The organism is Elioraea sp. Yellowstone (genome assembly GCF_006704265.1).
Taxonomy (GTDB): domain Bacteria; phylum Pseudomonadota; class Alphaproteobacteria; order Acetobacterales; family Acetobacteraceae; genus Elioraea.
On sequence record NZ_VIKA01000054.1, the window covers coordinates 1 to 19,762 of the forward strand.

16 protein-coding genes are annotated in these 19,762 nt (G+C 72.8%); 5 read left to right on the top strand and 11 right to left on the bottom strand.

Annotated elements, in window-relative coordinates:
- From FK498_RS09620 to FK498_RS09670, 11 genes are all read right to left on the bottom strand, one after another.
- The coding region (locus tag FK498_RS09620; RefSeq protein ID WP_304598710.1) for a BTAD domain-containing putative transcriptional regulator at positions 1–772 on the bottom strand (772 nt) is incomplete at its 3' end.
- A gap of 361 nt (positions 773–1,133) precedes the next feature.
- Positions 1,134–2,093 (bottom strand): ABC transporter ATP-binding protein, encoded by a 960-nt coding sequence (locus FK498_RS09625; RefSeq protein ID WP_141853963.1) that lies wholly within the window; start codon positions 2,091–2,093, stop codon positions 1,134–1,136.
- A complete protein-coding gene (locus FK498_RS09630; protein ID WP_141853966.1) occupies positions 2,090–2,965 on the bottom strand; it encodes an ABC transporter permease in 876 nt (291 codons plus the stop codon). The genes FK498_RS09625 and FK498_RS09630 overlap by 4 nt, the downstream gene beginning before the upstream one ends.
- Positions 2,962–3,903, bottom strand: a complete 942-nt coding sequence (locus tag FK498_RS09635) for an ABC transporter permease (RefSeq protein WP_141853968.1) — start codon at positions 3,901–3,903, stop codon at positions 2,962–2,964. The genes FK498_RS09630 and FK498_RS09635 overlap by 4 nt, the downstream gene beginning before the upstream one ends.
- A gap of 28 nt (positions 3,904–3,931) precedes the next feature.
- Positions 3,932–5,488 carry an ABC transporter substrate-binding protein gene (locus FK498_RS09640; RefSeq protein ID WP_141853970.1) on the bottom strand — a complete coding sequence of 519 codons (1,557 nt, stop codon included), beginning with the start codon at positions 5,486–5,488 and terminating at the stop codon, positions 3,932–3,934.
- A gap of 45 nt (positions 5,489–5,533) precedes the next feature.
- Positions 5,534–6,652, bottom strand: a complete 1,119-nt coding sequence (locus tag FK498_RS09645; protein WP_141853972.1) for an FAD-binding oxidoreductase — start codon at positions 6,650–6,652, stop codon at positions 5,534–5,536.
- Positions 6,649–8,028, bottom strand: a complete 1,380-nt coding sequence (locus FK498_RS09650) for an NAD(P)/FAD-dependent oxidoreductase (RefSeq protein ID WP_370510890.1) — start codon at positions 8,026–8,028, stop codon at positions 6,649–6,651. The genes FK498_RS09645 and FK498_RS09650 overlap by 4 nt, the downstream gene beginning before the upstream one ends.
- Entirely contained in the window at positions 8,025–8,297 is a 273-nt protein-coding gene (locus FK498_RS09655; protein WP_141853974.1) for a (2Fe-2S)-binding protein, read from the bottom strand. Before FK498_RS09655 ends, FK498_RS09650 begins: the two co-directional genes overlap by 4 nt.
- The gene (locus FK498_RS09660; protein ID WP_141853976.1) at positions 8,294–8,989 is read right to left on the bottom strand and encodes an SDR family NAD(P)-dependent oxidoreductase; all 696 of its coding nucleotides are present in this window, start codon (positions 8,987–8,989) and stop codon (positions 8,294–8,296) included. The genes FK498_RS09655 and FK498_RS09660 overlap by 4 nt, the downstream gene beginning before the upstream one ends.
- Entirely contained in the window at positions 8,982–9,959 is a 978-nt protein-coding gene (locus tag FK498_RS09665) for an ABC transporter ATP-binding protein (RefSeq protein ID WP_141853978.1), read from the bottom strand. Before FK498_RS09665 ends, FK498_RS09660 begins: the two co-directional genes overlap by 8 nt.
- 381 nt (positions 9,960–10,340) lie before the next feature.
- Positions 10,341–11,723, bottom strand: coding sequence for a formimidoylglutamate deiminase (locus FK498_RS09670; protein ID WP_237560901.1), 1,383 nt, complete (start codon positions 11,721–11,723; stop codon positions 10,341–10,343).
- Between the two features lie 85 nt (positions 11,724–11,808).
- Here FK498_RS09670 and FK498_RS09675 point away from each other — a divergent pair, with 85 nt between their 5' ends.
- From FK498_RS09675 to FK498_RS09695, 5 genes are all read left to right on the top strand, one after another.
- Positions 11,809–13,863: a hydantoinase/oxoprolinase family protein gene (locus FK498_RS09675; RefSeq protein WP_141853980.1), complete on the top strand. Its 2,055-nt coding sequence runs from the start codon at positions 11,809–11,811 to the stop codon at positions 13,861–13,863.
- Positions 13,860–15,509 carry a hydantoinase B/oxoprolinase family protein gene (locus FK498_RS09680; RefSeq protein ID WP_141853982.1) on the top strand — a complete coding sequence of 550 codons (1,650 nt, stop codon included), beginning with the start codon at positions 13,860–13,862 and terminating at the stop codon, positions 15,507–15,509. The genes FK498_RS09675 and FK498_RS09680 overlap by 4 nt, the downstream gene beginning before the upstream one ends.
- 45 nt (positions 15,510–15,554) lie before the next feature.
- The gene (locus tag FK498_RS09685) at positions 15,555–17,084 is read left to right on the top strand and encodes an ABC transporter substrate-binding protein (protein ID WP_141853984.1); all 1,530 of its coding nucleotides are present in this window, start codon (positions 15,555–15,557) and stop codon (positions 17,082–17,084) included.
- Between the two features lie 7 nt (positions 17,085–17,091).
- Positions 17,092–18,045, top strand: coding sequence for an ABC transporter permease (locus FK498_RS09690; protein WP_141853986.1), 954 nt, complete (start codon positions 17,092–17,094; stop codon positions 18,043–18,045).
- A partial coding sequence (locus FK498_RS09695; RefSeq protein ID WP_141853988.1) for a dipeptide/oligopeptide/nickel ABC transporter permease/ATP-binding protein occupies positions 18,042–19,762 on the top strand: 1,721 nt, incomplete at its 3' end. The genes FK498_RS09690 and FK498_RS09695, both read left to right, overlap by 4 nt.

Consider the following 19,762-nt stretch of genomic DNA (forward strand, 5'->3'; position numbering starts at 1 on the left):
GTGCCAGGGCGTGGTCCTCGCTGCCGCGGATGGTCTCCGCCAGCGCAACCGTCTCGGCCGAGGGCTGGGCACGGAGATGGCGGGCGAGCGCCGAGCGGCAGGCCTCGAAGGCCTCGAGCGCCTGGCGCCGCTCGCCGCGCGCGGCGTGCGCCCGCATCAGGCTGCGCCAGGCCTGCTCGTGCGCCTCGTCGATCGCAAGCAGCCGGCGCGCCGCCTCGATCTGCGACTCGGGGGTGTTGGCGGCCTCGAGCAGCCGCTCGCCCAGGCTGCGCGCATGGTCGCGCAGGTGCCGCCGTTCCTCGGCGAGCCAGGCGTCCATCGCCGGATCGAGCCCGTCGAGATCCTCGAGCAGCGGCGCGTCGTAGAGGTCGAGCGCGGCCGCACCCGCCGGGCCTGCGCGGGCGACCTCGTGCGCATCCACCCAGAGCGCGTCGGCATCGGCCCAGACCTGGTCGCGATTCGCGTGCAGGATCGGCGCGCCGCACGGGGCAAGGGCGAGGGTGAGCTCGTGCAGCGCCTGGCGCAGCGAGGCGCGCGCCTGCTCGCGGTCGCGGGTGGACCAGAGGAGCCCGGCCAGGCGCTGGCGCTGCACCGGGCGCGGCGCGGCCAGCGCCAGGATCGCAAGCAGCGCGCGGGTCTTGCGCACGCGCGGCAGCACGCGCTCGCTGGTCACGCTCCAGGCGTCCATCGGACCGATCAGCTTCAGGCGCAGGCGCGGCGAGGCGGGCCCGGCTCCGGGGGGGGCGAGACCGGCAGGGATCGGGTCAGCCACGGCGGACATGGTGCAGCACGGCAGGACGTTAACCCAGGGTGGAACGTTTGCACTATCCTGCACGTTCGGTTTTTGCCTCGGGCACGGGATTTTTCGTCTGGGGGGCGCGGAACGGCAGGCCGGCGGAGCGGCCTCCCCCCCCCTTCAGCGGCCGCCGAGTCGGCTGAAGCCCCGATCGCCGCTCAGGGCAACCGCACACCGCAGCAGCGCCGGACTCCGCGGCCGATGTCCCGGTGCGGCGCGCCCGGAGAGGCCGGCGCCCCTGCCGGCGCGGAACCCCGGCATCCGCGCCGCGCGGCTGTCCTCCCCGACCCGCACGCGCGACCCTCCGCGCAGAGGTCGGGCCCATGCGCTCCGGGTGTCAAACCAGCACACAGGCGGCCCCGCGCTCGCCGCGACGCCGCCACGACGGATAGGCGGCCCGGCAGGCGTCGCGCGCATGCGGACAGCGCGGGTGGAAATGGCAGCCGGAGGGCGGGTTGGCCGCCGAGGGGATCTCGCCGACGATGCGGGGCAAGACGCCGCGCCCGGCCGGGTCAGGCACCGGCGAGGCGTCGCGCAGCATCCGCGCGTAGGGGTGCAGCGGCTCGGTGAACACCGCGCCGACCTCGCCCTCCTCGACGATGCGGCCGAGATACATCACCGCGACACGGTCGCAGAACCAGCGTACGACGCCGAGATCGTGGCTGACGAAGACGAAGGCAAGATTGCGCCGCTTCTGCAGGTCGCGCAGCAGCAGCAGCACTTGCGCCTGCACCGAGACGTCGAGCGCCGAGACCGGCTCGTCGGCGATCAGCAGCTCGGGCTCGACGGTGAGCGCGCGCGCGATGCCGATGCGCTGGCGCTGGCCGCCCGAGAACTCGTGCGGATAGCGATCGAGCGCGGAAGGCGGCATGCCGACCTCGTCGAGCAGCGCGGCCGCGCGGTCGCGCGCCGCGCGGCCCGAGGCGAGCCCGTGCACGCGCATCGGCTCGGTCAGCGCCTGGCCGATCGTGCGGCGCGGATTGAGCGACGAGTAGGGGTCCTGGAAGATGATCTGCATGCGCCGCCTGAGCCGGGCCAGCGTCTCGCCGCGCGCGGCGCGCACATCCGCGCCGTCGAACCGCACCGTGCCGCCATCCGGCTCGATCAGGCGCAGCACCGCGCGCGCGACCGTGGACTTGCCACAGCCCGATTCGCCGACGAGCCCGTAGGCCTCGCCACGGCGGACGCTGAACGAGACGCCATCGACCGCGCGCACCGTCGTCGTGACCGGGCGGGGGAAGCCCCTCGTCACGGTGAAATGCTTCACCAGCCCGTCGACCTCAAGCAGCGGCATCATTCGGCGCGGAGCTTCGGATCGGTCGCGTCGCGCAGCCCGTCCCCCACCATGTTCAGCCCCAGCACCAGGAGCAGGATGGCGATGCCCGGGAAGATCGCGAGCCAGGGCGCGTCGAGGATGTTCTCGAAACCGTCGCGCATCATCCCGCCCCAGGTCGGTGTCGGCGGCTTCACGCCGAGCCCGATGAACGAGAGCGACGCCTCGGTGCGCACGGCGGTCGCCATCCAGAGGCTGCCCATCACCAGAACCTCGGAGAGGATGTTCGGCAGGATGTGCACGAACAGGATGCGCGCGTGGCTGTAGCCGAGCGCGCGGCCAGCCTCGACGAAGGCGCGTTCCTTCAGCGCCAGGACCGGCGCGCGGGCGATGCGCGCGAAGGGCGCAATCGCGGTGAGCCCGATCGCGACGACCAGATTGACCAGATCGGGGCCGAGCAGCGCCACCACGATCAGGCCGAGGATCAGGCTGGGGAAGGACAGCAGCACGTCCATCACCTGCATGACGAAGGTGTCGAAGCGGCCGCCGACATAGCCGGAGATCATGCCGATCGCGCCGCCGATCGCGATCGCCGCGGCGATCGCCGTCAGCGAGACGATGAGGCTGATCCGCCCGCCCCAGAGGATGCGCGAGAGCACGTCGCGCCCGAAATAGTCGGTCCCGAGCGGGTGGTCGCCGCCCGGCGGGCGCAACTGCTCGACCACGTTCTGCTCGATCGGATCGTGCGGGGCGATCAGCGGCGCGAGGATCGCCGACAGCGCCACCAGCACGCAGAGGATGATGCCGATCCCGGTCGTCGGGTTCGCCAGGAAGCGCGCGGCCGCGCGACGCAGCGGCGAAACTGGCACGACGGCGGGCGCGGCAGCCCTCGTCATGCGTGCTTCACCCGCGGATCGATCAGCCCGTAGGTGAGGTCCGTGATCAGGTTCACGACGACGATCAGGAAGCAGTAGATCACCATCAGGCCCTGCAGCATCGCGTAGTCGCGCTGGTTCAGGGCGCCGACGATGATCTTGCCCAGGCCCGGCCGGTTGAAGACGATCTCGGTCAGCACCGAATTGCCGATCAGGATGCCGACATAGAGCCCGACCACGGTGACGACCGGGATGAGGGCGTTGCGCAGCCCGTGCCTCCACACCACGGCCCGCCAGGGCACCCCCTTGGCGCGCGCGGTGCGGATGAAGTCCTCCGACAGCACGTGCAGCATCGCGCTGCGCGTCACCCGCGTGATGTAGGCCGCCATCACCAGCCCGAGCGTGATCGCGGGCAGCACGAGCTTGTGCAGCCGGTCCACCGGATCGGCGAGATCGGCATTGCCGATCACCGGGAAGATCCTCCAGTGCAGCGCGAACAGCAGCAGCAGGAAGATCCCGGAGACGAAGACGGGGAAGGAGAGGCCGAGCAGCGAGAGGATGCGCGCGGCGACGTCGATCGCGCGGTTGCGGTGCAGCGCCGCCCAGATCCCGACCGGCACGCCGACCACCGTGCCGATCAGCATCGCCGCGGCGGTGAGATCGAGCGTGTGCGGCAGCACGGCGGCGACCTCGCTGACGATCGGCCGTCCGGTCACGAGCGAGGTGCCGAAATCGCCGGTCAGCGAGGCGAACAGGAACTCGAGATACTGCTCGTGCAGCGGACGGTCGAGCCCAAGACGCGCGCGCAGGGCGGCGATCGCCTCGGGGGTCGCCTGATCGCCGAGGATCACCAGGGCCGGATCGCCCGGCACGATGCGGACGATCACGAACACCAGCGTCAGCACGGCGATCAGGGTGGGCGCGGCGGCGATCAGCCGCCGCACCGCGAAACCGATCATTCGCCGGCCCCGGCCGGACGACCCTCGCTCACCGGAATCGCGTCGCCTCGGTGATCAGCGGTCCGAGCGACATCGAGCCCTTGAGCTCGTAGCCGTAATCGACGTTGCCGTAGCGCGCGAACACCAGCAGGGTCTCGAACAGCGGCACACCGCAGACCGCCTCGACCAGCTTGCGCTGCGCGGCGGCCCAGAGGGCAAGCTGCTTCTGCGGGTCGGTCTCGACGCGCGCGGCGTCGATCTCGGCATCCGCCATCGCACAGTGGCTGAAGTTGGTGACGGCGGTCGGCGTCTTGACGATCGATCGCCCGTGGTAGAACTGCGTGAGGTAGATGTCGGCGACCGGGAAGCGGGCCGCGGCATAGTAGACGAGCGGGCTCAGATCCTGGCGGATCTGCTGGTGGAAGGTCGCGTGCTCGACCACCTGCAGGTCGAGCGTGATGCCGACCCGGCGCAGCTGCTGCTGCACCACCTGCATGGCACTCAGCATTTCCGGCAGCTGCGTGTGGATCACGCGCACCGAGATCCCGTTCGGATGCCCCGCCTCGGCGAGCAGCGACCGCGCCCGTGCCTGGTCGAAGCCGGGCAGCGGGACGTCGGGGGTGAAGCCGAGATAGCCGCGGGGGACGAGCGACTGGCCCTCGCGCGCGACCGCCTCGCCGCGCCAGCGCACGAGCTCGGAACGATCGATCGCGTGCGCGACCGCACGGCGCACGCGGATATCGTCGAACGGCGGCTGGCGGGTATTGATGTTCAGGATGGCGAGTTCCGCCGGCTCGAACACGTCGACGACCACGTTCGGCAGCCGCCGCGTGCGCTCGATCCACGCCGTCTGGGCGCGGCCGTAGTTGATGTCGAGCTCGCGGTTCTGGAAGGCGAGGTCGCGCGAGGCGTCGGACGGGATGAAGCGGTACGAGATCCGCTTGATCTGCGGTGCACCGCGGAAGTAGCCCTCATGCGCCGCGAGCTCGAGCGACTGGTTCGGCGTCACGGAGGCGAAGGCGAAGGGGCCGGAGCCGATCGGCGCGCGCATGAAGGCGTCGCCCTTCTGCTCGACCGCGCGCTTGGAGACGATGTAGCCGCCGGCATAGTTGGTCACCAGTCCGAGCAGGCTCGGCACGTTCTCGCGCAGGCGGATCCGCACCGTGTGCGGGTCGACCACCTCGACCGATTCGAAGGCGCGGAAATCGCCCGAGAAGGCCGAGGTCGAGGACTGCGCGGCCTTGCGCAGGCTGAAGGCCACGTCCTCGGCCGTGACCTCGCCGAACCCGCCATGGAACTGCACGCCGCGACGCAGGACGAAGGTCCAGGTGCGGCCGTCCGCGCTCGCCTCCCAGCGCTCGGCGAGGTCGGGCTCGATCTCGGCCGGGTTGATGCTGCCGGGCTTGAACCGCACGAGGCCGTTGAACATCCAGGCGACCGCCACCCGGTCGATCGTCGAGACCGCGAAATGCGGATCGAGCCGGCCGACATCCTGGGCGGCCATGCCGACATTCAGCGTCGTCCGCGGCTGCGCGGCCGCCGTTCCGCCGAACGCCGCGACGCCGAGCGCCGCCGCGCCCGCGAGCAGTGCCGCACGAAGTCTCATCGTTCCGCCTCCTGTCGTTCCCGTCGTGCCGCGATCATGTCGGCATCACGTCGCGCTGCCAAGGGCGAAGCGGTCGATGCGGAAGGGCTCGAGGGGCACGTCGGTGCGCCCGTCCAGCACCAGCTCGGCGAGGATCGCGCCGATCCCGGGCCCGAGCATGAAGCCGTGGCCGGAGAAGCCGAAGGCATGGATCAGCCCCGGCGTGGTGCGGCTCGGCCCGATCACCGGCAGCCCGTCCGGCATCTCGCCATCGATGCCGGTCCAGCTCCGGATCACGTGGATGCCGGCGAGGCGGGGGACGAGCTCGACCGCCCGCGCCATCGCCGCGAGGGTGGACTCCGGCAGCGGTCTGGCCCAGGGCACGGCAGGATCGCTCGCGCCGCGGCCGCCGCCGAAGATCACGTTGCCGCGGCGGATCTGGCGCAGATAGACGTCGCCGCCCACCACGCCCATGTTCGGCTCGATGAAGTAGGGGATCGGCTCGCTCACCAGCATGTTCGGGGCGAGCGGCGCGACCGGCACCGCCTCGCCGAAGCGTGCGGCGATCGTGCCACCCCAGTAGCCCATGCAGTTGAGCGCGACGGGAGCGCGCCAGGTACGGCCGCCATGCGTGACGACGAAGTCTGCGCCGTCATGCGCGATCTGCTCGACCGGCGTCCGCTCGTTGATCTCGGCGCCTTTCGCGCGCGCCGCGCGCGCGAGGGCCGGGGCGAGCAGGCGCGGGTTGGCCGCGCCGTCCTCGGGTGCGAACGCGCCGGCGACCACGCGCGGGCCGAGCCACGGCCAGCGCTCGCGCAGGCGGTTGGAGCCGATCAGTTCCAGCGGCAGGTCGTGCGCGCGCGCCACCTCCATGTAGCCGGCGAGCTCAGCCTCCTCCTCGGCGCTGCGCGCGAGCTTCAGATGGCCGGTCACCTCGAACTCGGCATCCGTGCCGATCAGCTCCGGCAGCCGCGCCCAGATCTCGCGCGCGCGCCGCGCGATCGGCAGCTCCGCCGGGTGCCGCCCGTTCTGTCGCACGCCGCCGTAGTTCACGCCCGAGGCCTGGCTGCCCACCAGCCCGCGCTCGAACAGCACGACGCGCGCGCCGCGCCGCGCGAGATGCAGCGCAGCCGAACAGCCGGCGCCGCCGCCGCCCAGGATCAGCACGTCGTGCGCCGTGCTCATTCCGCGGCCTCGGCGAGGATCGGGATCGGCTTCACCGGCGGCTGGCCGCGCAGCCGGCCGACGGCGGCAACGTCGCAGCCGAGCGCGTCGGCGAGGATCTCGGCGGCCGGCGGCCCGCACACGCGCCCCTGGCAGCGTCCCATGCCGACGCGGGTGAACGCCTTGGCGCGGTTCACCTCCGCCGCGCCCCCCGTGACGTGGCTTGCGCGCGCCGCCGCGCGCAGCTCGCCCGCCGTGATCGCCTCGCACCGGCAGACGATCGTCGCGTCGGGGGTGCGCGCGGCGAGAGCCGACGGGTAGGGGAAGGCGCGTTCGAGCGCGGCGCGGACGCGCGGGAGGCGGGCGAGCGCGCGGTCCAGCCGCGCGATCTCGGCGGCGTCCAATGCGGCCCCCGCATCCTCGAGGACCGCCCAGGCCGCACGCGCGCCGGCAAGCTCGGCCGCATCCGCCCCGGCGATCCCCGCGCCGTCGCCGGCGAGATAGAGGCCGGCGACCGGGGTCCGGCCCGCGCGATCGCGTTCCGGCACCCAGTTGCGCTCGATCGCCTCGAAGCGGAACGGCACGCCGGCGAGATCGGCGAGCTGGCTCTCCGGCTTGAGCCCGAAGCCGAGCCCGACCGCGTCGCAGGCGATGCGGTGCTCCCGCCCCCTGCGGTCGCGAACGCGCACGGCCTCGACCGCGTCCGTTCCCTCGAGCGCGACCGGCGTCCCGCCCTCGATGACGCGCACGCCGGCAAGATGCAACCGCGCGACGAGTGCCAGGCCCTTGGCGAAGGTCGCGGGATCGGCGAGCAGCCCGGCGGCCGCGCGCGCCTTGGTCCGCAACGGCGTGGTGTCCAGCACCAGCGCGACCGCGGCGCCCGCCTTCAGGTACTGGGTTGCCGTGAGCCAGAGCAGCGGCCCGGTGCCGATGAAGGCGACGCGGCTGCCGATCGCCACCCCTTGCGCCTTCAGAGCGATCTGTGCAGCCCCGAGCGTGAACACGCCGGGCAGCGTCCAGCCCGGCACCGGCACGATCCGCTCCATCGCGCCGGTGCAGAGGATGGCGCGGTCGAAGGCGACCGTCTCGTGCCGCCCGGCGCGGAACGTGTCGAGCACGCCCGGACGGATGTTCCAGGCCAGCGTGCCGGGGCGCCAGTCGCTCGCCGCGCGCAGCCGGTCGCCGGCGGCGTGGATCGCCTCCGCCTTGGCCCCCTCGGTGCCGTAGAGGTCGCGAGGGCTGCGCGTCGTGCCGGCGGGAGGCCGCTGGTAGATGCGGCCGCCAGTCGCCGGCGCCTCCTCGACCCAGACGGGGCGAAGCCCGGCCCGCACCAGCACCTCGACCGCGCGCGTGCCCGAGGGGCCGGCGCCGACCACCGCGACCGTCATGGCCGTCATGTGCGCCGCACCGCCATGCCGGGTTCCAGGATGGTGGTGCAGGCGCGCACGCGCCCGAGCCCGTCCACCCAGACGAGACAGTCCTGGCACACGCCCATCCAGCAGAATCCGGCGCGATTGCCGTCGCCGAACTCGCTTGCGCGCACATGGCCGGCATTCGTCAGGATGGCGGTCAGCAGCGTATCGCCGGCGAGCGCCTCGGCCGGCGCGCCGTCGAGCGTGAAGGCGAGGCGCGGCCGATCGGCGTCGGCAAGCCGCACCAGCCTCACAGCATCGGCTCCAGCCGGCAGTTCACCAGAAGCTCCGCGACCACCGCGTGCGCGGGCAGGCGCAGCACGGTCTCGATCAGGGCGGCAATATCCTCCGGCCGGCTCATCTGCTCGCGCGGATGCCTGGTGACATGCGCCGTCATGTCGGTATCGACGAAGCCCGGGCAGATCGCGGTGGCGCGGATGCCGTGATCCCAGCCCTCGCGGCGGATCGCGTGCGCCAGCGCCACGGCGGCGAACTTGCTCGCCGCGTAGCCCATGTTCTCGTTCGCCACCCGCTTGCCGGAGAGCGAGGCGAGGATCGCGACCCGACCGCTCCCCGAAGCGACCAGATGCGGCCAGGCGGCGCGCACCAGGTGCTTCGGCCCCTTGACGTTGACGGCCCAGAGCGCGTCCAGCGCGGTGTCGTCGCGATCGAGCAGGCGTGCCATGGGATTGATCCCGGCGGCGGCGACCACGGCGTCGATGCGGCCGAAGCGGTCCGCCGTGGCGGCGGCCCAGGCATCGGCGGAGGCCGGATCCTCGGCGTCGTAGCGGTGCGCGAACAGCCGGTTGGAGGCGGGCAGGCCGTGCCGGTCGCGCACGCCGGCCGAGACGCTGAAGCCGCTCGCGAGCAGCTTGAGCACGACCGCCCGGCCGATGCCGCGTGCCGCGCCCGACACCATGGCCACACGGCCTTCAGCCTCAAGCATCCGCGAACGCTCCCGTCGTCACATGGCAGCGCACGCGATGCCCCTCGCCCACCGACACGAGCGTCTGGTCGTGCTCGCAGCCGTCACGTCTGAGCGGGCAGCGCGGTGCGAAGCGGCAGCCTTGCGGCATGGCATCGAGCGCGGGCACGCGGCCGGGGATCGCGGCGAGGTCCTGGCCGGCGCGGTCCATGCGCGGAATGGTGGCGAACAGCGCCCGCGTGTAGGGATGGCCGGGCGCGGCAAAGATCGCGTGCACCGGCCCCTCCTCGACGATCTCGCCCGCGTACATTACCGCGACCCGGTCGGCGATCTGCGCCACCACGCCGAGATTGTGGGTGATGAACAGCACCGAGGTGCCGTGGCGCGCACGCAGATCGGCAAGCAGCCCCAGCACCTGCGCCTGGATCGTCACGTCGAGCGCGGTGGTCGGCTCGTCGGCGAGCAGCACCGCCGGTTCGCAGGCGAGCGCCATGGCGATCATCACGCGCTGGCGCATCCCGCCCGAGAACTGGTGCGGATACTCCGAGAGCCGCGCCGCCGCGGAGGGGATCTTCACCTCCTCCAGGAGCGCGAGCGCCTGCTTGAGCGCCTGCCTGCGCGGAAGGCCCCGATGGCGGATCAGCGGCTCGGCCACCTGGTCGCCCACCGTCATCACCGGATTGAGGCTGGTCATCGGCTCCTGGAAGATCATCGCGACGCGATCGCCGCGGATCCTCTCCAGTTCCGATTCCGGGAGACCCGTGATCTCGCGGCCCTCCAGCACGATCCGCCCGGCGGCGATCCGACCGGCCGGCGCCGGCACCAGCCCCATGATCGAGAGCGCCGTCATCGACTTGCCGCAGCCGCTCTCGCCGACGAGGGCCAGCGTCTCGTTGCGCGCGAGCGTGAAGGAGACGTCCTTCACCGCCGGATACCACACGCCGCCGATGCGGAACTCGGTGCGCAGCCCCTCGACCGCGAGCGCCGTCATGCCGCCGCCTGATCGGCCAGCCGCGCCGGAGCGAGGGGTGCGATGGCGGGATTCGAGAGGCCGCGCATTGCGCATGCGGCCAAGGAGAGGCGCCGGGCCGTGCAGGCCGCACGGGGCATCGGGCCCGCCACCGCGGCGCGCCCGCCGGCCACCACCAGATCGAACCGCTGTGTCATCGTTCGCATTATCCGGTCCCCCGCCCCGACCCGCAAGGCGCCGAGGGCGCCGGAACGGCGTCCGGGCGACCGGCCGCGCATTCCCTCGGCTCCGCCGATCCGCCGACGCCACGGAGGCGGGTTGCGGGCGCGGGCTCCAAAGCCTGCGCCAGGGCGCGTCGGCATCGCCCGGCCCCGTTGCCCGGGACGCCATCCGCTGCCCGGCTCATGCGAGCAGGCGGCGCAGCGTCGCAGCGAAGCGCGCGGCGATCGCGTCCTCCGCTCCGTGCCGGCCTGCCGCGATCACCGGCCGGCCGGCGACGTAGACGTCCCGCACCAGCGCGGGGGCGGGCGCGAAGACGAGGGTGTCGGCGATCGTGCCGCCCCCGCGCCCGGCGAGCAGCGGATGCGCACCGTCGAGCACGACCAGATCGGCGCGGCGCCCGGGCGCGATCGCGCCGGCAGGCTGCGCCGCCGCCTGTGCGCCCGATGCGGCCGCGTGCTGCCATAGCGCGGTGCCGGCGGAGGGCTCCGCCTCGCTCGCGCCGACCGCGCGCCGCAGATGCGTGAGCCGCTGCGCGTAGTCGAGCATGCGCAGCTCCCCCGCCGCATCGGTGCCGACATGGCTGTCGGTGCCGATGCCGAAGGCTCCGCCCGCCGCGCGCCAGGCGAGGAAGGGGAAGATCCCGTCGCCGAGATTGCCCTCCGTGGTCGGACACAGCCCGGCCACCGCGCCGGCCGCGGCGAGCCCCGCCGTCTCCGTCGCGTCCATGTGCGTCGCGTGGACCACGCACCAGCACCGATCGAGAGGCAGGTGCGCGAGCAGCCGTTCGACCGGGCGTTGTCCCGTCGCGGCGAGGCATTCCTCGACCTCGCGCGGCTGCTCGGCGGCGTGGATGTGCAACGGTGTGAGAGGATCGTCGCGCCGGACCGCAGCGGCGAAGGCGCCGAGTTCCTGCACCGTCACCGCGCGCAGGCTGTGCGGCGCCGCGCCGACGCGGAGCAGCGGGTCGGATGCGGCCTCGCGGCGCAGCGCGGCGATGATGTCGAGCACGGTCTGCGCCGGCAGCAGGAAGCGGCGCTGGCCCTCGCCGGGCGGCCGGCCGAAGCCGCCGTGGCGATAGAGGCTCGGCAGGATGGTGCGCGCGATCCCGGCCTGCCGCGCTGCGGCGAGGATGCGCCAGGCCATCTCCGCCGGGTCGGCGTAGGGCGCGCCGGCGGGATCGGTGTGCAGGTAGTGGAACTCGGCCACGCTCGTGAAGCCGCCCTTCAGCAAGGCGACATAGAGCTGCGCCGCGATCGCCTCGACGTCATCGGGCGTCAGCCGGCCGAGGAAGCGGTACATGGTCTCGCGCCAGGACCAGAAATGGTCCTCGCCCGAGGGGCTGCGCGTCTCCGCAAGCCCCGCCATGGCGTATTGGAACGCATGGCTGTGCAGGTTGGTCATGCCGGGCAGCACGGGCCCGGCGAGGGGCGTGGCGCCGCCGCGGCGCACGCCGGCGTTGACCGAGGCGATCGTTCCGTCCGGCGCGATCGCGACCGCCACGTCGCGCGCCCAGCCACCGGGCAGGAGCGCCCAGGGCGCATGAAGTGTCGTGCCGTCGATCACGCTGTTCCGCTCCCGCTGTCTTGCCGCGCTCCGGCCCGTCGCTAGGATGCGTCACGACAGGCTGGACCGACCAGAGGGGCTGGGCATGACGTGGCGTGTCGGCGTCGATTCCGGGGGCACGTTCACGGATGTCTGCCTGTTCGACGAGGCGACCGGCCGGATCGCGGTCTGGAAGGTCGCCTCCACCCCCGACGATCCGTCGCGCGCGATCGCGCAGGGCGTGGATGAGGGGATGCGGCGGGTCGGCGGCGGCCCGGGCGACGTTGTCTATTTCGGACACGGCACGACGGTCGCGACCAACGCGCTGATCCAGCACCGTGGCGTGCCGACCGGGCTCGTCACCACCGCGGGCTTCCGCGACCTCCTGGAGATCGGCCGGCAGAAGCGCCCCGATCTCTACGACCTCCAGGTGGACAAGCCGCCGGTGCTGGTCGCGCGCGACCTCAGGCTCGAAGTGCCCGAGCGGGTGCGCCACGACGGCACGGTCGAGACGCGGCTGGACGAGACCGCCCTGCGCGAGGCCGCCCGCGCGCTGAAGCGGGCGGGTGTCGCCGCGGTCGCGGTGTGCTTCCTCTACGCCTTCGTCCGCCCCGACCACGAACAGGCCGCGCGACGCATCCTCGCCGAGGAGCTGCCCGAGGCATTCCTCTCGGTCAGCCACGAGGTCGCGCCCGAGTTCCGCGAGTTCGAGCGCCTGTCCACGGCCGTGGTGAACGCGTATCTCGGCCCGGTGATGCAGGGCTACATCCGCCGGCTCGCCGACCGTCTGGCCGCGCTCGGCATGACGGCGACACCGCACCTGACGCAGTCGAACGGTGGCGTGATGGGGCTGGAGGCGGCGGCGAACCTGCCGGTGCGCATGGTGCTTTCAGGCCCCTCCACCGGCGTGGTCGGCGCCCAGGCGATCGGGCGGCTCGCGGGGTTCCCCGACCTGATCACCTTCGACATGGGCGGTACCAGCACGGATGTCGCGCTCCTGCAGAGCGGCGAGCCCAGGCTCGCGAGCGAGAGCATCGTGCACGGCTATCCGATCAAGGCGCCGATGCTCGACATCCACACGGTCGGTGCCGGCGGCGGCTCGATCGCCCATGTGGACAGCGGCGGCCTGCTGAAGGTCGGGCCGCGCAGCGCCGGCGCCGATCCGGGGCCGGTCTGCTACGACCGCGGCAACGACGAGCCCACCGTGACGGACGCGAACGTGGTGCTCGGCGCGTTGCACCCGACGCATCTGCTCGGCGGGCGGATGCCGATCCGCCGCGAGCTCTCGATCGCCGCGATCGAGCGGCTGGCGAAGCGGCTTGGCATGGACACGATGGAGACCGCGCAGGGCATTCTCTCGGTCGTCACCGCCAACATGGCGAAGGCGATCCGCGTGATCAGCGTGCAGCGCGGCCACGATCCGCGCGACTACACGCTGATGGCCTTCGGCGGCGCGGGCCCGCTGCACGCCGCGCGGCTCGCGCGCGAGCTTGAGATCCGGCGCGTGCTGGTGCCGCGCAACCCCGGCATCCTGTGCGCGATGGGGCTGCTGCTGACCGACCTGCGCGCCGATTTCGCCGCCACGCGGCTGACCCCGCTCGGCAAGGAGGCGCTCGCGCCGATGCGCGAGGCCTTCGAGACGCTGGCCGCGCAGGCCGGCGCGTGGTTCGACCTCGAGGGGATCCCCGCCGAGGCGCGCCGCGTCGCGCGCACCGTCGACATGCGCTATGCCGGGCAGAACTACGAGCTGCCGGTGGCGCTGCCGGACGGACCGTTCGATGCCTCGACGCTGGCCCTGCTGGCGGACGGCTTCGCCGCCGAGCACCGCCGGATGTACGGCTTCGTCGCCGAGGGCGAGCCGGTGCAGCTCGTCACCTTCCGCATCGAGGCCACGGGAGTGGTGCGCAAGGCCGCGTTCGGCGCGAAGCCGCCCGGACCGGAGGATGCGGGCGCCGCGCGCGAGGGCGTGCGCGACGTCTGGCTGCCGGAGGCGGGCGGCTTCACCGCCGTGCCGGTCTATGCGCGCGACCGGCTCAGCCCGGGCAACCGCATCGCGGGCCCCGCGATCGTCGAGCAGATGGATTCGACCACGCTCGTGCTGCCCGGCATGGGCGCGCGCGTGGACGGCTACGAGAACCTGATCCTGGAGGCCGCCGCGTGAACGCGATCCTGGACATCGCCCGACCCCGGGTCGATCCGATCACGGTCGAGGTGATCGGCTCGGCGCTCTCCTCGATCGTCGAGGAGATGGGCGAGGCGCTGGTGCGCGCCTCCTACTCGACCAACATCAAGGAGCGGCGCGACTGCTCCACCGCGCTGTTCGACGTCGAGGGCCGCACGCTCTGCCAGGCCGAGCACATCCCGATCCATCTCGGCAGCTTCATCGGCGTGGTCGAGCGCATCCTGAAGCGCCACCCGCTCGAGCAGATCCGCCCCGGCGACGTGTTCGTCGGCAATGACGCCTACGAGGGCGGCGGCACGCACCTGCCCGACATCGTGCTCGCCGAGCCGATCTTCGTCGAGGGCCGCATCGTCGCCTGGGCGGTGAACCTCGCGCATCACGCCGACTTCGCCGATCGCGGCCATGCGCACATCTACCAGGAGGGGCTGCGCATCCCGCCGATCCGGCTCTACCGCGAAGGCCGGCTGCAGGAGGACATCCAGGAGCTGATCCTGCTGAACTGCCAGGTGCCGCGCGAGCGCCTCTCCGACCTGCGCGCGCAGATGGCGGCGAACCGGCTGGGTGTCGCGCGGATGCAGGCGCTCTGCGCCAAGTACGGCACCGAGACGGTGCTGGCCGCCGGTGCCGCGCTGCTCGACTACGCCGAGCGCAAGATGCGCGCCGGCATCGCCGCGATCCCCGACGGCGTCTGGCGCTTCGAGGATGTGCACGACAGCCCCGAGATCGAGGGCGAGCTCGCCCTCGCGATCGAGCTCGAGGTCAAGGGCGACACGATGCGCCTGCATTTCGACGGGCCGGACCAGGTGCGCGCGGGCATCAACATGACCTACACCGCGCTGCTCGCGACCGTCTATTACGCCGTCAAGACGGTGGTCGATCCCACCATCCTGCCCAATGCCGGCCTCGCCCGCCCGCTGATCGTCACCGCCCGCGAAGGCAGCGTGGTGAACTGCGTCCACCCGGCGGCGGTGAACGCGCGGCTCTCGACCTGCCAGCGCGTGGTCGACCTGATCCACGGCGCGCTCGCCCAGGCGGTGCCCGAGCGCGTCACGGCGGCGCACAACGGCGCCTGCTTCGTCGCGAGCTTCGTCGGGCGCCAGCCCGGCACGGGCGAGCCCTGGGTCTATCTCGAGACGATCGGCGGCGGCTTCGGCGCGCGCGCGACCAAGGACGGGCTCGACGGCGTGCACGTGCACACGACCAACACCTCGAACCTGCCGGTCGAGGCGCTGGAGACCGAGTACCCGCTGACGCTCGTGCGCTACGAGCTGGTCGAGGGCTCGGGCGGGCCCGGCACCCATCGCGGCGGGATGGGGCTGCGCCGCGTCTATCGCGCCGAGGCGGAGTGTCGGCTCCGGCTCGACGGCGCGCGGTTCCGCTCGGCGCCCTGGGGTCTGCAGGGCGGCCTCCCCGGCGGCAAGGGCCGCTTCGTGTTCGGCCCCGGCGTCGAGCCCTTCCATCTCGGCAACGGGACATTGCGCGCGGGCGAGTGGGTGGAGATCATCACCCCGGGGGGCGGCGGCTACGGGCCGCCAGCGGGGCGCGACCGGGCGGCGGTCGCGCGCGACATCCGCGAGGGCCGCATCAGCGCGGCCGAGGCGCAGGCGATCTACGGCGCCGGCTAGCCCCGCGGTCGGCCCGGCCCGAGACAACCACCAAGGGAGACGACGATGACACCGACCCGACGTTCACTCCTCGCCGCCGGCGCGGCGCTGCCTTTGCTGCGGGCGTGGCCGGCTCGCGCGCAGCGCCAGCCCGGGGTGCTGCGTTTCGGCCTCTCCTCCTTTCCGCCGAGCATCCAGCCCTGGGTGAACACCGGCACGGCGGCGGCGACGGTGAAGCTCCTGATCCATCGCGGCCTCGTCTCCTTCGCGCCGGACGGCTCGCTGCGCGGCGAGCTCGCCGAGAGCTGGAGCAACGACAGCCCCACCACCTGGACGTTCCGGCTGCGCGAGAACGCGCTGTTCCAGAACGGCGACCGCGTCACCGCGGAGGATATCCGCTGGAACCTCGAGCAGATGGCGGCGGAACGCTCGACCGCCTACTACCGGGCCCAGGCGCAGCGGATCGCCCGGATCGAGACGCCCGATGCGCGCACCGTGCGCATCGTCACGATGGAGCCGATGGTCACGCTGCCGCTCTGGTTCGCGAACTACCACATGATGATGGTCTCGCCGCGCTCGCCGACCGGCGCGGGGACCCTGCCGATCGGCGCCGGCCCCTTCGTGCTCAGGGGCCAGGAGCGCGGTGTCGCGCTCGATCTCGAAGCGTTCGACCGCTACTACAAGCCGGGCCTTCCCAGGCTGCGCGGCATCCGCATGGTCGCCTATGCGGACGAGAACCTGCGCGTGGCCGCCTTGCAGGCAGGCGATGTCGACCTGATCGAGTATGTGCCCTGGCAGGCCATGGCCTCGATCGAGGCCGATCCGAAGCTCCGGCTGGACGCGACCGACGGGCCGTTCATGTACCTTGTGTTCAACGCGACGCGGCCGCACCTCGGCGATGCGCGCATCCGCCGCGCGATCGCGCATGCGATCAAGCGCGAGGAGATCGTCAAGGCCGCGTTCTTCGGCCGCGGCTCGCCGCTCGAGGGCCTGCCGCTGACGCCCGGCAGCACCTTCTACGACTCCGACCTGGCCTCGGGCTGGCGCTACGACCCCGCTCGCGCACGCGCCCTGCTCGCCGAGGCGGGGGTGCCGAACGGGTTCACCACCAGCATCCTCTCGACGGCGCAGTACGGGATGCACAAGGACACCGCCGAGGTGGTGCAGCAGAACCTCGCCGCGGTGGGCATCCAGGCCGAACTCCGCCTGCCCGACTGGGCGACGCGCGTCACGCTCGGCAATCGCGGGCAGTACGACATCGCGGTGATGGGCACGACCACCGAGAACAACGATCCGGACGGGCTGAGCACGCTGATCGACGGCTCGCTCGCGCCCTCCTATGTCCGCAGCATCGGGCTGCGCGTGCCGAGGATCGAGGAGCTCCTGGCGGCGGGCCGCGCCGAGTTCGACGAGGGCAAGCGGCGCGCGATCTACGCCGAGCTGCAGAGGATCGCGCTCGCCGAGGCGCCGATCGTCGGCCTCGCCTGGCGCAGCCAGGGCTACGCGATGACGCCCGACGTGAAGGGGTTCAAGGCGCTCGCCGGCGCGCTGAACTTCTTCTCCGGCATCACGCTCGAAGAGGCGTCGATCGGCTGACCGGCCGATGCTGCTCTGGACGGCCCGGCGCATCCTGGTCAGCCTGGTGCTGATCTGGATCGTCGCGACCGTGGTGTTCACGGTGATCCATCTGGTGCCGGGCGATCCCGCCGAGCTCCTGCTGAGCTCCGGCGGGATGGCGCCCGACCCGGCGGCGGTGGCCGAACTGCGCGAGCGGCTCGGCCTCGACCGGCCATTCCTCGTGCAGTACGGCGACTTCCTCGGCCGGCTCGCGCGCGGCGATCTCGGTGCCTCGATGATCGACGACCATCCGGTGATCGACGAGGTGCTGCTGCGCCTGCCGCGCACGCTCGAGCTGATCGCGGTGGGCGCCGTGCTCGCGGTCGTGATCGGCATTCCCGTCGGCACCGAGGCGGCGCTCAGGCGCGGCACGGCGTTCGACCGCGCGACCAGCGCCACGGCCGCGCTGCTGCTCGCGGTGCCGATCTTCGTCGTCGGCACGCTGCTGGTGCTGGTGTTCGCGCAGTGGCTGCGCTGGATGCCCGCCGGCGGCTACGTGCCGCTGGCGCAGGACCCGTGGCAGCACCTGACGCTCCTGACCATGCCCGCGCTCGCGATCGCCAAGGGCCTCGTCGCGGTGGTGTTCCGCATGACGCGCGCGGCGGTGCTGGATTCGCTCTCGCGCGACTTCGTGCGCACCGCGCGCGCCAAGGGGCTCTCGCCCACGCGCATCCTGGTCCACCACGTGGTGCGCAACGCCATCATCCCGGTGCTGACCGTGCTCGCGCTGCACATGGGCACGCTGCTCGGCGGCACGGTGCTGGTCGAATACGTGTTCAACTGGCCCGGCATGTCGACGCCGCTGCTCAAGGCGGTGGAGGCGCGCGACTACCCGATGGTGGTCGGCATCGTGCTGACCATCTCGGTGCTGTTCGTCGCGCTCAACCTGGTCATGGACCTGGTCTACGCCGCGCTCGATCCCAGGATCCGGCACGCGTGAGGCGGCTCGCGATTCCGGGTGCGCTGGTCGCGGCGATCGTGCTGATCGCCCTCGCCGCGCCGATCCTGGGCCTGCCCGACCCGGTGCAGCAGGATGTCGCCCGGCGCCTCTCCGGCCCCGGCCCGGGCAGCCTGCTCGGGCGCGACGAGTTCGGCCGCGACGTGCTCTCGCGCCTGATCTGGGGTGCGCGCGCCTCGCTGACGGTCGCCTTCGCCTCCGCCGGCATCGCCTGCGCGCTCGGCACGCTGCTCGGCCTGCTGGGCGGCTGGTTCCGGGGCCTGGGCGAACTCCTCGCGCTGCGCAGCATGGACATCGTGCTCTGCTTCCCGCCGATCCTGCTCGCGCTTCTCGTCGTCACCCTGCTCGGGCCCGGCACGGTCACGCTGATCCTGGTGCTGTCGATCCTGTTCCTGCCGGGCTTCGTGCGCGTCACCTATGCGGAGGTTCTGTCGGCGCGCAGCCACGACTACGTCGAGGCCGTGCGCGCGCTCGGCGCGGGGCCGCTGCGCATCCTCCTCGTCACGGTGCTGCCGAACGTCGCCGGGCCGATCCTGGTGCAGCTCTCGCTCGCGGTCGCGGCGGCGGTGGTGCTGGAGAGCGGGCTCTCCTTCCTCGGCCTCGGCGTGGTGCCGCCCGAACCCTCCTGGGGACTGATGATCCGCGGCGCGCGCGCGACCATGGCGCAGGCGCCGCTCCTGCTGCTCTGGCCCTGCGCGGTCCTGACCGTGACCATCCTGGCGATGAACCTGCTGTGCGACGCGCTGCGGGACTGGGCCGATCCGCGCACCGCCGCCGCCGTCCGGCTGCGCGCGATCGACCGCGTGCTGCCCGGTCTCCTCCCGCCTGCCCGCACCGACGCCGTGCTGCAGGTCGAGGGGCTGACGGTCGAGATCGACACGCCGGCCGGGGTGATCCGTCCGGTGGACGACGTCTCCCTGGCCGTGGGCGCCGGCGAGACGGTGGCGATCGTCGGCGAGTCGGGATCGGGCAAGTCGCTGACGGCGGCCGCGGTGATGGGGCTGCTGCCGCCGGCCGCGCGCGTCGCCGCGGGTTCGGCACGGTTCGAGGGCACCGACCTGCTGCGCCTCGACGAGCCGGCGCTCAGGCGGCTGCGCGGCGGTGCGATGGCGATGGTGTTCCAGGACCCGATGAGCAGCCTGAACCCGGTGCACCGCACCGGCGACCAGGTGGCGGAGGCGATCCTCGCGCATCGGCCGATGCCCGCGGCCGCGGCGCGCCGCGAGGCGGTGGCGCTGTTCCGCCGCGTCGGCATCGCCGACCCGGAGCGGCGCAGCCGGGCCTTCCCGCACGAGATGTCGGGCGGGATGCGCCAGCGCGTGATGATCGCGATCGCGATCGCCAACAACCCGCGCCTGCTGATCGCCGACGAGCCCACCACCGCGCTCGACGTGACGGTGCAGGCGCAGATCCTGGACCTGCTCGCCGATCTCCGGCGCGAGACCGGCATGGCGCTCGTGTTCATCACCCACAATCTCGGCGTGGTGGCGGAGATCGCCGACCGCGTCGTGGTCATGTATGCCGGCCAGGTGGTCGAGCAGGGCGACACGGCGGCGGTGTTCGCCCGGCCGCTGCACCCCTACACGCGCGCGCTGCTCGCGGCCGTGCCGGAGGGCGAGGCGAAGCCTGCCGGCATCCCCGGCGTGGTGCCGCCGCCGCACGCCCTGCCACCCGGCTGCCGCTTCGCGCCGCGCTGCCC